Source organism: Kineococcus xinjiangensis (genome assembly GCF_002934625.1).
In the GTDB taxonomy this organism is placed as follows: domain Bacteria; phylum Actinomycetota; class Actinomycetes; order Actinomycetales; family Kineococcaceae; genus Kineococcus_A; species Kineococcus_A xinjiangensis.
The window spans coordinates 167,577-179,015 of the sequence record NZ_PTJD01000006.1 but is presented as its reverse complement, the minus strand read 5'-3'; the positions used below and the strand labels follow the sequence as shown (position 1 = coordinate 179,015).

Annotated in this window: 12 protein-coding genes; 2 read left to right on the top strand and 10 right to left on the bottom strand. The window is 75.0% G+C overall.

Annotation, left to right across the window (positions count from 1 at the left end):
* Nucleotides 1-11: 11 nt before the first annotated feature.
* From CLV92_RS10250 to glnA, 4 genes are all read right to left on the bottom strand, one after another.
* The gene (locus tag CLV92_RS10250; RefSeq protein WP_104432712.1) at nt 12-785 is read right to left on the bottom strand and encodes an isocitrate lyase/PEP mutase family protein; all 774 of its coding nucleotides are present in this window, start codon (nt 783-785) and stop codon (nt 12-14) included.
* Nucleotides 786-889: 104 nt separating this feature from the next.
* A complete protein-coding gene (locus tag CLV92_RS10245; protein ID WP_104432816.1) occupies nt 890-1,324 on the bottom strand; it encodes a bleomycin resistance protein in 435 nt (144 codons plus the stop codon).
* A 183-nt stretch (nt 1,325-1,507) separates the two neighbouring features.
* Nucleotides 1,508-2,014, bottom strand: a complete 507-nt coding sequence (locus CLV92_RS10240; protein ID WP_104432711.1) for a hypothetical protein — start codon at nt 2,012-2,014, stop codon at nt 1,508-1,510.
* 148 nt (nt 2,015-2,162) lie between these two features.
* Nucleotides 2,163-3,587, bottom strand: a complete 1,425-nt coding sequence (gene glnA, locus CLV92_RS10235) for a type I glutamate--ammonia ligase (protein ID WP_104432710.1) — start codon at nt 3,585-3,587, stop codon at nt 2,163-2,165.
* Nucleotides 3,588-3,786: 199 nt separating this feature from the next.
* On the opposite strand from glnA, the gene CLV92_RS10230 reads away from it, so the two are divergent.
* Complete coding sequence (locus CLV92_RS10230) at nt 3,787-4,212, top strand: RDD family protein (RefSeq protein ID WP_104432709.1); 426 nt, start codon at nt 3,787-3,789, stop codon at nt 4,210-4,212.
* A 44-nt stretch (nt 4,213-4,256) separates the two neighbouring features.
* Here the strand turns inward: CLV92_RS10230 and CLV92_RS10225 are convergent, their stop codons facing one another.
* The 3 genes from CLV92_RS10225 to CLV92_RS10215 form a co-directional block, all read right to left on the bottom strand.
* Nucleotides 4,257-5,015 (bottom strand): DUF4191 domain-containing protein, encoded by a 759-nt coding sequence (locus CLV92_RS10225; protein WP_104432708.1) that lies wholly within the window; start codon nt 5,013-5,015, stop codon nt 4,257-4,259.
* Between the two features lie 65 nt (nt 5,016-5,080).
* Complete coding sequence (lipA, locus tag CLV92_RS10220) at nt 5,081-6,094, bottom strand: lipoyl synthase (protein WP_104432815.1); 1,014 nt, start codon at nt 6,092-6,094, stop codon at nt 5,081-5,083.
* 4 nt (nt 6,095-6,098) lie between these two features.
* Nucleotides 6,099-7,541, bottom strand: coding sequence for a serine hydrolase domain-containing protein (locus CLV92_RS10215; protein ID WP_245886678.1), 1,443 nt, complete (start codon nt 7,539-7,541; stop codon nt 6,099-6,101).
* Nucleotides 7,542-7,614: 73 nt separating this feature from the next.
* Here CLV92_RS10215 and CLV92_RS10210 point away from each other — a divergent pair, with 73 nt between their 5' ends.
* The gene (locus CLV92_RS10210; protein ID WP_104432706.1) at nt 7,615-8,556 is read left to right on the top strand and encodes an LLM class F420-dependent oxidoreductase; all 942 of its coding nucleotides are present in this window, start codon (nt 7,615-7,617) and stop codon (nt 8,554-8,556) included.
* 87 nt (nt 8,557-8,643) lie between these two features.
* Here CLV92_RS10210 and lipB read toward each other — a convergent pair whose 3' ends face one another.
* From lipB to CLV92_RS10195, 3 genes are read right to left on the bottom strand one after another with little or no spacing between them, the layout of a single operon-like run.
* The gene (gene lipB, locus CLV92_RS10205; protein ID WP_104432814.1) at nt 8,644-9,354 is read right to left on the bottom strand and encodes a lipoyl(octanoyl) transferase LipB; all 711 of its coding nucleotides are present in this window, start codon (nt 9,352-9,354) and stop codon (nt 8,644-8,646) included.
* A 56-nt stretch (nt 9,355-9,410) separates the two neighbouring features.
* A complete protein-coding gene (locus tag CLV92_RS10200; RefSeq protein WP_104432705.1) occupies nt 9,411-10,145 on the bottom strand; it encodes a Type 1 glutamine amidotransferase-like domain-containing protein in 735 nt (244 codons plus the stop codon).
* Nucleotides 10,135-11,436, bottom strand: a complete 1,302-nt coding sequence (locus tag CLV92_RS10195) for an FAD-dependent oxidoreductase (protein ID WP_170112743.1) — start codon at nt 11,434-11,436, stop codon at nt 10,135-10,137. Before CLV92_RS10195 ends, CLV92_RS10200 begins: the two co-directional genes overlap by 11 nt.
* Between the last annotated feature and the right edge of the window lie 3 nt (nt 11,437-11,439).

The window sequence follows — 11,439 nt, the reverse complement described above, 5'->3', positions numbered from 1 at the left end:
CGCCTGCCGCCTCAGGTGAGCAGGCGCGTGCCCTCCGGCAGCGCGCCGCCCGCGAGGATCGACTCCCCGGCCTCGGCCAGCGCCGTCAGGGCGACGCGCTGCGGCCACGGGCCGTAGGAGACGCGGGCGACGCCCAGCGCAGCCAGCCGAGACGGCGGCGGGGTCCCCGGCACGCCGACGACGCTGACCCGGCGCTCCCCGATGCCCTCCACCAGCCGGGCGACGGTGTCCTCGTCCAGCCTGCCGGGCACGAACACGCAGGCTGCGCCCGCGTCGAGGAACGCCCGGCCCCGTTCCACCGCCTCGGCGACGAGCACGTCGAGGGGTTCCTCCCCGGCCAGCAGGAACGCGTCGGTGCGGGCGTTGAGGACGAACGGCACGCCCTCCGCCTCGCCGGCGGCCACGACGGCGCGCACCGCGGCCACGGCCTGCTCCAGCGGCGCCATGCGGTCCTCGATGTTGGCACCGACGACGCCCACCCCGATGGCGCGGCGGACCGTCTCGCCCGCATCCCCGTAGCCGGCCTCCAGGTCGGCGCTGACCGGCTGCTCGACCGCCGCCGCGATCCGGCCCACCATGTCCAGCATCGTCTCCAGCGGGATCTGCTCCCCGTCGGGGTAGCCGAACGTCGCGGCGATCGAGTGGCTCGCCGTCGCCAGTGCCCGCGTCCCCGGCAGCGCCGCCACGGTGGTGGCGCTCGCCACGTCCCACACGTTGACGAGGACCAGCAGCTCCGGGTCGGTGTGCAGGCGCAGCAGCTCGGCTGCCTTCTCCTGGGGCGTCATGGCGCGACGCTAGCGGCGCGGCACCGCCCGCCGGAACGGCGCACGGGCTGAGTCCGCGGACCGCCGCGCGCGCCCGGCAGCTCTCCCCTCGGCACCCGACGGGGTCAGCGTCCCGTCGCCGGGACCTCGCGGCGAGGGCGGGTGCCGATGTCCTGGGTGATGCGCAGGAGGTACCCGTCCGGGTCCTGGAGGGCGAACTCCCGGACACCGACGGCGTCCTCGGCGCGCTCGTACCAGCGCTCTTCCATCGGCCGGAAGAGCTCGTAGCCGGCCTGCGCCACCGCGGCGTGCACCTCGTCGACGTCGTCCACGTCGATCGAGAGGTTGATGCCCCGGCCGTAGGGGTGGACGAGCTCGGCACGGGGATGGAGGCGGTCACTGGGATCCCGCTCCTCGAGCATCAGGTCCACGCCGTCGCGCACGAGGTACGCGAAGCGCTCCTCCGGCCGGGAGTAGAGCACCGTCAGGCCGAGCGTGCGGTAGAAGGCGAGACTCGCGCAGAGGTCGGAGCAGATCAGCTCGGGGATCAGGCGCTGCATGCCCGGCGACACTAGGGCGTGCCCTGCTCAGACCGAGGGTCCCGCCTGGCGCCGGGCGGCCGCCTTCCTCCACGCGAGGGCGACGGGAGCAGCCAGCAGGACTCCCGCACCACCTGGGAGGCGTCGGTCGACCGGGCGAGCCTGCCGCGAGGCGGCACGGGCCGGCGGGGAGGGCCCGCCGGTTCAGCGGGGCTGCAGCGACTCCGGAAGCGGTGTGGTGGCGGTGACGTCGGTCAGGCTGCCGTCGGGTTCGACGCGCACGGCTCCCCAGTGGCCCTCGGCGATGCAGCCGGGGCCGTTGACGTCGGAGCTGACCGCACGAGCAGCGACCGCAGTGCTGGCCGCGCGGGTGACCGGGCCGCCCTCGTCGTGCAGGCGCAGGTGCGCGGTGGGCGTGGCCGTCATGTCCGGGTCGAAGATGAAGGCGCTGCGCATGTCGCCTCCGCCGGTGACCGCCGGATCGGCGCTGAAGAGGCGCACGTAGGTGCCCTGACAGGCGTCGTCGGCGCAGTAGTCGGCCACGATAGGGCTGTCGGCCGGCTGGGGCGGGCCGTTCAGCGCCGTCATGTCGAAGGTCAGCCCGAACGGCGGGCCGACGGAGGTGCACGCGACCCCGGGGAGCGGGCCCGCGCAGGCGGTGGCGAGCAGCAGCAGGGCAGCGCCGCTCGCGGCGAGGACATGGGCACGCACAGCCCTCAGACGCCGGGGACCGCCCGTGCGTTCCACCTCGACGCCCCTGCCCGGCCGACAGCACGAGGGCCGCCGCCCGTGCCGCGCGGTGAGCGCGGACGGGCGACGGCCCCGAGGTGGTGCAGCGGCAGGCGCGGGGCGCCGACCGTCAGATGTCGAAGTACAGCTCGAACTCGTGGGGGTGCGGGCGCAGGCGGATCGGGTCCACCTCGTGGGTGCGCTTGTAGTCGATCCACGTCTCGATGAGGTCGGACGTGAACACGCCGCCGTCGAGCAGGTACTCGTGGTCCGCCTCGAGGCGGTCGAGCACCTCGGGGAGGGAGTACGGGACCTGCTTGATGTTCGCGTGCTCCTCCGGCGGGAGCTCGTAGAGGTCCTTGTCGATCGGCTCCGCCGGCTCGATGCGGTTCTTGATGCCGTCGAGGCCCGCCATGAGCTGCGCGGAGAACGCCAGGTACGGGTTCGCCGACGGGTCCGGCACGCGGAACTCGATGCGCTTGGCCTTGGGCGAGTTGCCGGTGACCGGGATGCGGATGCACGCGGAGCGGTTGCGGGCCGAGTACACCAGGTTCACCGGCGCCTCGTAGCCCGGGACCAGGCGGTGGTAGGAGTTCACCGTCGGGTTGGTGAACGCCAGCAGCGACGGCGCGTGGTGCAGCAGGCCGCCGATGTACCAGCGGGCGATGTCGGACAGGCCGCCGTAGCCGCGCTCGTCGTAGAAGAGGGGCTCGCCGTCCTTCCACAGCGACTGGTGGCAGTGCATGCCCGAGCCGTTGTCGCCGAAGAGGGGCTTCGGCATGAAGGTGACCGTGCGGCCGTTGCGCCACGCCACGTTCTTGATGATGTACTTGAAGAGCAGGACCTGGTCGGCCGAGTTCTTCAGCGTGTCGAAGCGGTAGTTGATCTCCGCCTGGCCGGCGGTGCCGACCTCGTGGTGCGAGCGCTCCACCTGCAGGCCGGCCTTCGCCAGCTCCACGCACATCTCGTCGCGCAGGTCCGCGAAGTGGTCGACCGGCGGGACGGGGAAGTAACCGCCCTTGAACCGCGTCTTGTAGCCGCGGTTGCCGCCCTCCTCCTCGCGCCCGGAGTTCCAGGCCGCCTCGACCGAGTCGATGTGGTAGAAGCTCGACTGCGGGCTCGTCTGGAAGCGCACGTCGTCGAAGATGTAGAACTCGGCCTCGGCACCGAAGAAGACGGTGTCGGCGATGCCGGTGCTCTTCAGGTGCGCCTCGGCCTTGGCCGCGATGTTGCGCGGGTCGCGGCTGTAGGGCTCGTCCGTGAACGGGTCCACGATCGAGTGGTTGATGACCAGGGTCTTCTCGGCCCGGAACGGGTCGATGAACGCCGAGGTCGGGTCCGCCACGAGCTTCATGTCGGACTCGTGGATGGCCTGGAAGCCGCGGATGGAGGAGCCGTCGAACATCTGGCCCTCGGTCAGCGCGTCGGCGGTCACCGACTCGGCAGGCACGTTGAAGTGCTGCATGACGCCGGGCAGGTCGCAGAAGCGGATGTCGACGAACTTCACGCCTTCATCGCGGATGTACTTCAGGACCTCTTCGGAGTTGCTGAACATCCAACCTCCAGGGACGGGACCGACCCCTGCTCGGGGCCGCCGTGGACGCGCTGACGCTAGGCGCCGGCCGTTTCACATCGGTGACTGTCGTGTTTCCGGCACGTTACCCGGCTGGTCGCGCCCGCGGGGACGCCGGGAGGTTCACCCGGGCGGCGGTGCGCGGTGCGAGGGGCGGGGGGAGCGCGGCTAGCCTGCCAGGGTGCCCCGAGCTGCCCGCGTCCCGGCCCCGCAACCAGACAGCCACCCCGGTGCCGGTCTCGGACTGCCGGCGGAGGGGCCCGGCTCGATCGGGGGCTGGGGTCGCCGCATCGTCGGGCTGTGCATCGACTGGGCGGTGGCCTCGGTCATCGCCCACGCCTTCGTCAACGCCACGCTCGGCCGGGAGCTGGGACCGCTGGCCGTGTTCGCCCTGATGCACGTGGTGCTGGTGGGGACGACGGGTTTCACCATCGGCCACTTCCTGGCCGGCCTCGTCGTGCGCCGGGCCGACGGTGGTTTCGTGGGGCCGCTGCGGGCGCTGCTGCGCACCGCACTGCTGTGCCTGGTGATCCCGGCGGTCGTCTCCGACCCCGACCAGCGCGGCCTGCACGACCGCGCGGCCGGGACCGTCATCGTGCGCCGCTGAGGGAGCCGCCACGGCCCCGGCGGCCGTGGCGGGCGGCCCGGGCGTCAGCGGCCCCGGGTGGCCTTGCGGTCGGGGCGCGCCCGCATCGGGTCGATGCCCTTGGGGATCGGGGGCTTCACCGCACCCATCGCCCGCAGCCGCTTGGTCACGTGCTCGACCTCCTGCTTGGTCAGCTTCGGCCGCAGGCGGGTGAGGGTCCGGGGGAGCTTGCGCAGGGGGACCTGGTCCTCCCCGTCACCGGCGTAGATGGTGTGCACCTCGACGTTGGGGACGAGGCGGTTCACCTTGCGCCGCTCGTCCTCCACGAGCCGGCGCACCCGCGGCGCGGGGCCCTCGCCGACGAGGACGACACCAGGGCGCCCGACCGCCCGGAACACCATGTCCCGGGTGCGCGGGTTCATCGCGACGGGCTCCTGCTCGAAGTTCCACCCGCGCCGCAGCGTGCTCAGGGTCGCCCCCGTGGCGCCGGGCTGGCCCTCGATCTGCCGGAACGCCGCCTTCTGCGCGCGCTGCGAGAGCACGAAGGTCGCGGCCAGCAAGCCGATCATGAGGCCCAGCAGCGGGAAGTAGATCCAGTGCCCGGAGAGGATCCCGATGACGATCGACAGCACCAGCGGCAGGCCGAACGCCAGCAGCAGCCACCAGCGGGTCGCCGGGTCCGCCTTGACCGTCATCCGGTAGACGGCGCGGATCTGCTTCAGCCGGCCCTGGCGGCGCCCCGGTGCGGGGGAGGACCCGCGGCCCCGGCGCCAGCGGGGCTTGGCGGTCGGGGCGGGCTCGGGGGACGACTTCGTGCGGGCCATGCCGGACAGGATACGTCCGGCGCGTGTGCCCCAGAGGCCCCCTCGCGCGGGCCGCGGAGCGCTCCTCAGGCGCGGCTGAGCCGGGCGAGGACGCTGGAGGCCTCCTGGCTGGCCGGGGACTCCTTGTCCAGGTGCGCGAGCTCTGCCGGGACCTCCCGGCCGCGGCGGCGCATCGCCTGCGCCCACAGCCGTCCGGCCCGGTAGGAGGAGCGCACCAGCGGCCCGGACATCACCCCGGCGAAGCCCATCCGCTCCGCCTCCGCGGACAGCTCCACGAAGACCTCCGGCTTCACCCAGCGCTCCACCGGGTGGTGGCGCGGGGACGGCCGCAGGTACTGGGTGATCGTGATGATGTCGCAGCCGGCGTCGCGCAGGTCCTGCAGCGCGGCCACGACCTCCTCGTCCGTCTCACCCATGCCCAGGATGAGGTTCGACTTCGTGACCAGACCCGCGTCGCGCCCCTGGGTGATCACGTCGAGGGAGCGGTCGTAGCGGAACGCCGGGCGGATCCGCTTGAAGATGCGCGGCACGGTCTCCACGTTGTGCGCGAAGACTTCCGGGCGAGCGTCGAACACCTGGCCCAGCAGCTCCGGGGTCCCGGAGAAGTCCGGCACGAGGATCTCCACGCCGGTGCCGGGATTGAGCCCGTGCACCTGCCGGATCGTCTCGGCGTACAGCCACGCGCCCTCGTCGGGCAGGTCGTCACGGGCGACGCCGGTGATGGTGGCGTAGCGCAGGCCCATCGTGCGGATGCTCTCCGCCACCCGGCGCGGCTCGTCGGTGTCCAGCGGCGCCGGCTTGCCCGTGTCGATCTGGCAGAAGTCGCAGCGGCGCGTGCAGTCGCTGCCGCCGATGAGGAAGGTGGCCTCGCGGTCCTCCCAGCACTCGTAGATGTTGGGGCAGCCCGCCTCCTCGCACACCGTGTGCAGGCCCTCCCGCTTCACCAGGCCCTTCAGCTCGGTGTAGTCGGGACCGGTGCGCGCCTTCGTGCGGATCCACGACGGCTTGCGCTCGATGGGCGTCTCCGCGTTGCGGGCCTCCACGCGCAGGAGCCTGCGGCCTTCCGGTGCGATCGTCACCGGCTCAGAGTACGTCTCCGCTCCGACGTCCACCGGGGGTGCCCGGCCGCCACCCCGCCGGGTCCACACCGCCGGGCACCAGGTCCGCCTCCTCCAGCGGGTACGGGCTGCGGGTGATGCGGAAGCTGGCCAGGTCCAGGGCCCGCACGGCCCCGTCCGGCCCCCGCAGCACCCGCAGCGGCTCCCCGGCGTAGTAGCCGTCCAGCCCCACCCAGTCGCCCTGCTCCCCGGCGCGGGCGCGGCGCAGGCGCGAGGCCCGCGCCCGCTGCTGCATGCCCGCCAGCCGCAGCCCGCCGTCGGCGGTGGCGCTCAGCACCAGCGGCGCCGGTCCCCAGTACCAGGGGCCGACGAGCTCCAGCACGTCCGCGTCCACCCGCTGCGGCTGCCACTCCGCGGCCAGCGGCGGCTCCGCCTCGGCGTAGGCCGCCAGCAGCCGCGCCGGCAGGTCCCCGAAGCCGGTCGTGGAGTTCGTCAGCGCCAGCACCGCGTCGCCGCTGGAGACGTCGGCGCGCAGCATCGCGACGAACCCGGGCATCGAGCCGGAGTGCCCGGCGTGCAGCCGCCCGCCCTCGTTCCACAGCTGCAGGCCCAGCCCGTAGCCGGAGCTCCAGCCCCCGCCCGGCTGGTCGTCGGCGGCCTGCAGCTCCCGCATCGACGCCGCCACCGCCGGGTCCAGCGCGCCCGGCTCCCGCCCGGCCAGCGCGCCCGCCCACCGGGCGAGGTCGCCGACGGTCGACCACAGCTGCCCCGCCGGCGCCATCGCGCCCGCGTCGTGCTCCGGCTCGGGCAGCACCACGTCCGCCCACGGGTGCACCGCCAGGCCCGGCGCGTGCTCACCGCTCGGGCGCAGCGTGGTGCGCCGCATCCCGAGCGGGCGGAGGAACTGCTCCGCCACGACCTCTGCCCAGCCCCGCCCGCGCAGCCGCGCCACCAGCTCGCCGAGGATCGCGTAGCCGACGTTGGAGTAGTGGAAGCGCGTGCCGGGGCGCAGCCGCACCGCCTCCTCGCCCAGCTGCGGCAGCAGCGTGCTCCAGTCCCCGCCGGGCGTCCGCTCCCACCACGGGCCCTCCGTCTCGGCACGGACGCCGGAGGACTGCGCCAGCAGCTGCCCGACGGTCAGGGCGCCGGTGCCGGTCAGCTCCGGCAGGTGCGCGCCGACCGGGTCGTCCAGGCCGGCCAGGCCGTCCTGCACCGCCCGCAGCACCGCCGCCGCCACGAAGGTCTTCGTGATCGAGCCGATGCGGTACTGCGTCGCGGGCGTGGGCCGCGCACCGGCGACCAGGCCCCGCGAGGCCCACCAGACCAGCTCGCCGTCGCGGACCAGCCCCACCGCCACCGAGGGGAGCCGGTGCTCGGCCTGCGCGCTCGCCAGCAGCGCCGTGAGCCGGCGCGCGGTGCCGGGCAGGACGGCGGCGGGGAGGTCGGGGGAGGCGGGCGCGGTGGTCACCCCCCGAGGCTGCCAGAGGGGGCGGACGGGACCGGCGGGCACCCCGTGGGCGGCCCTCGGCAGGATGGGCGGCATGGACCTGCGCATCTTCACCGAGCCCCAGCAGGGCGCGACCTACGACGACCTGCTGCGGCTCGCCGTGGCCACGGAGGACGCCGGCTACGACGCCTTCTTCCGCTCCGACCACTACCTCGTCATGGGCGAGTCCACGGGGCCCGAGGCCGGGCTGCCCGGTCCCACCGACGCCTGGACCACCCTGGCGGGCCTCGCCCGCGACACCACCCGGCTGCGGCTGGGCACCCTCGTCACCTCCGCCACCTTCCGCCACCCCGGGGTCCTCGCCATCCAGGTCGCGCAGGTCGACCAGATGTCCGGCGGCCGCGTCGAGCTGGGCCTCGGGGCCGGCTGGTACGAGGCCGAGCACACCGCCTACGGCATCCCCTTCCCCCCGACGCGCGAGCGCTTCGACCGCTTCGAGGAGAAGCTCGCCGTCATCACCGGCCTGTGGTCGACGCCCGTCGGGGAGACCTTCGACCACCACGGTGAGCACTTCCAGCTGCGCGACTCCCCGGCCCTGCCCAAGCCCGCGCAGCGCCGGGTGCCGATCATCATCGGCGGCATGGGCAAGCGCCGGACCCCCGAACTGGCGGCCCGCTACGCCACCGAGTTCAACGTGCCCTTCCAGCCGCTGGACGGCGTCCGCACCCAGTTCGGCCGCGTCCGCGACGCCTGCACCGCCGAGGGCCGCGACCCCGAGGAGCTCGTGTACTCCGCCGCCCTCGTGCTCTGCTGCGGCCGGGACGAGCGGGAGCTGGGCCGCCGCGCCGGTGCCATCGGCCGGGAGCCGGACGAGCTGCGCCGCAACGGCCTCGCCGGGACGCCCGCGGAGGTCGTCGAGAAGATCGGAGCGTACGCGGAGGCGGGGGTGCAGCGGGTGTACCTGCAGGTCCTCGACATCGCCGACCTGGACCACGTCGAGCTGGTCGCCGCCGAGGTCGCCCCGCAGCTGCGCTGAGCCCTCGGCGGGGACGTGGCGGGGACGTTCGGCCGGGCGGCACCGGCGTGTCGCCTGCGCGACGTCCCCGCCCGGGGGTGGGGGTGCTCAGCGGGGGAGCAGCCCGGGCAGGTCGGCGTCCGGCACCCGCCGCGCGAGCAGGTCCGCTGCCTCCGCCACCCCGACCCGGCGGCCCACCTCCGCGGTCAGCGACGTCACCCCGGCGTCCGTGATCCCGCACGGCACGATCGTGGAGAACCCCGCCAGGTCCGTGTCGCAGTTCAGCGCGAAGCCGTGCATGGTCACCCCGCGGGCGACCCGCACGCCGATGGCCGCGACCTTCCGCGCGGGCCGCTGCCCGTCCTGGGGCACCCACACCCCGGTGCGCTCTGCCACCCGCACCGCCTCGACGCCCAGCTCCGCGCACACGTCGATGAGCAGCTGCTCCACCCGCCGCACGTAGCGCACCACGTCCACCGGCTCCGCCAGACCCACGATCGGGTAGCCGACGAGCTGCCCCGGCCCGTGCCAGGTGATGCGCCCACCGCGGTCGACGTCCACCACCGGGGTGCCGTCGGTGGGGCGCTCCCACGAGTTCGTCCGCCGGCCCGCCGTGTACACCGGCTCGTGCTCCAGCAGCAGCAGGACGTCCCCGCGCTCGCCGGCCGCCCGCTCGGCGTGCAGCCGCCGCTGCAGCTCCCACGCCTCCGCGTAGGGGACGAGGCCCTCCCCGAGCCGGACGCGCTCGACGGCGAGCGGCTCGCGGGCGGTGCCGTCGACCGGGCCGTGGGCGGAGCCGCCGTGCGTGGTGGTGCTCACGCCCGCCACGGTACGCCGCGCGCCGCGCCCGCCCGGAGCGACCTCGGACGGGCGGCTCAGGCGAGGGGCAGCCGCCGGGTGGGGAGCCGCTCCTCCACGGCGCGGCCGTCCTCGCGGCGCACCACGTAGGCCGCCGCCGCGCCGTCCACCTCCCGCACCGCCTCGACCAGCCGCGTGCCCCGGTAGACCAGGCCGACCCCGTCGTCGGTGCAGTGCGCCTCGGGGAGGGTGCCGGCCGCGACCAGCCGGTGCACCAGGGGGCGGCGGCCCGCCTCGGAGTCGTAGTGCACCCCGTTGCCGTACGGCAGCAGCCCCAGCGCGTCCGTCACCGGTCGCAGCTCGGGGCCGAAGGAGTCGGTCGTGCCGCCGCGGAACCAGCAGATCGACCCGGCCGACACCCCCGCCAGCACCACCCCGGCCTCCCAGGCGCGGCGCAGCACCGCGTCGAGGCCGTGCGCGCGCCAGACCGCGAGCAGGTTGACGACGGAGCCGCCCTCCACCCACACCACGTCGCAGGACAGGACGTGCTCCGACACGTCGTCGACGGACGGCATCGGGAACAGGTGCAGCGGCGCGACGTCGAAGCCGGCCCGCTGCCCCGCGTCGACCGCCTCGGCCGTGAACCAGCGCTGGTCGCCGCCCGCCGTGCCGAGGTGGCACACCCGGGCCCGCCCGGCCGCACCGGACAGCTCCACGGCGTGGTGGAGCAGCGGGCCGGCGTCGAGGAGGCCCCGCACCCCCCGCCGCCACCCGCCGGAGGTGGCGACGATCGTGGGGGCGTCAGCGGGCACGGGCGGGCAGCACCCCGAGGTCGCGCAGCACGGCCAGCGCGGCGCGCCGCCCGGAGACGAGCGCCCCCTGCTGGGAGGCGTTGTCGCGGTGGTCGCCGCAGACGTAGACGGAGTCGCCCAGCGCCACCGGCTGCGGACCGGTGAAGGGGGCACCGAGCGCGGGCAGGGCGTGCGGCAGGGCGTGCACGGCCAGCAGCTCCCAGTCGCGGGTGCCGGTGCGGTAGATGCGGCTCAGGTGGGCGCGCACGTCCTGCTGCACGAGGGTGTCGCCGCGGTCGCCGAGCACCAGCGCCGAGACCAGCGCGCGCTCGTCGAAGCGCTGCAGCGCGTAGCTCGGGGCGACCTCGCTGACGACGGCGCTGGTGATGACCGGGCCGTTGCGGTCGCCGTCGACGTGGATCAGCTTCGCCCGGGAGGGCGGCGCGGGGGAGGACGGCGCCGCGAACCAGAAGGTCGTCAGCGGGTGCATCTCCGGCTCGGGCAGGCCGGTGAGGTGCGCGGCGTTCACCGGGTCCGTCGCCACGACCACCGCCCGGGTCGCGACCCCGCCGGCCGTGGTCTGCACGAGGAGCTCGCGCGGGCCGCGGAACTGGTGCTCGGCCCGGGCGCCGGTGACGACGGTGCCCGGGGGCAGGAAGGCGGCCAGCTGCGCGGTCACCGCGCCCATCCCGGCGGCGGGCAGGCCGGGGGTGGCGCGCAGGAAGCTGCGGACGAGGAGGTTGACGAACCTGGCGGAGGTGGTGCCCGCGGCCTCGCCGATGACACCGGCGAGGAAGGGCTCGACCACCGCGGTGCGCAGCTCGCCGGTGACCCCGGCGGCGTCCAGCGACTCGCGCCAGCCGGTGTCCGGGCCCTTCAGCGCGGCCGCGGACTCCGTGCCGAGCGCCCAGCGCGCGGCCGCCAGCTTCTCGCGCAGCGTGCCGATCGGGAAGCGCAGCGCCTCCAGCGCCGCGGTCGGGTGCCGGCGCGGGTCGCGCACCTGCACGACCTCCCCGGCGCGCTGCACGGCGATGCCCGCGTCGAAGTGCTGCAGCCGCAGGGCGGGGACGTCGAGGACCTGCCGCACCTCCGGATAGGCGGGGTTGAGGACCTGGAACCCCCGGTCGAGGCGGAAGCCCCCGACCTCCTCGCTGCGGATGCGGCCACCCACGGTGTCCTCGGCTTCGAGGACCACGACGTGCAGGCCCTCCGCGACGAGGTGGCGGGCGCAGGCCAGCCCCGCGGTGCCCGCACCGATCACGGTGACGTCGACGGAGGTCGGCAGCCCGGCCGACGGAGATCCAGAGCTCACCCG

Coding starts and splice junctions, on each gene's coding strand:
- CLV92_RS10250 (WP_104432712.1), bottom strand. CDS start 785: ATGACGCCCCAGGAGAAGGCAGCCGAGCTGCTGCGCCTGCACACCGAC.
- CLV92_RS10245 (WP_104432816.1), bottom strand. CDS start 1,324: ATGCAGCGCCTGATCCCCGAGCTGATCTGCTCCGACCTCTGCGCGAGT.
- glnA (WP_104432710.1), bottom strand. CDS start 3,587: ATGTTCAGCAACTCCGAAGAGGTCCTGAAGTACATCCGCGATGAAGGC.
- CLV92_RS10225 (WP_104432708.1), bottom strand. CDS start 5,015: ATGGCCCGCACGAAGTCGTCCCCCGAGCCCGCCCCGACCGCCAAGCCC.
- CLV92_RS10210 (WP_104432706.1), top strand. CDS start 7,615: ATGGACCTGCGCATCTTCACCGAGCCCCAGCAGGGCGCGACCTACGAC.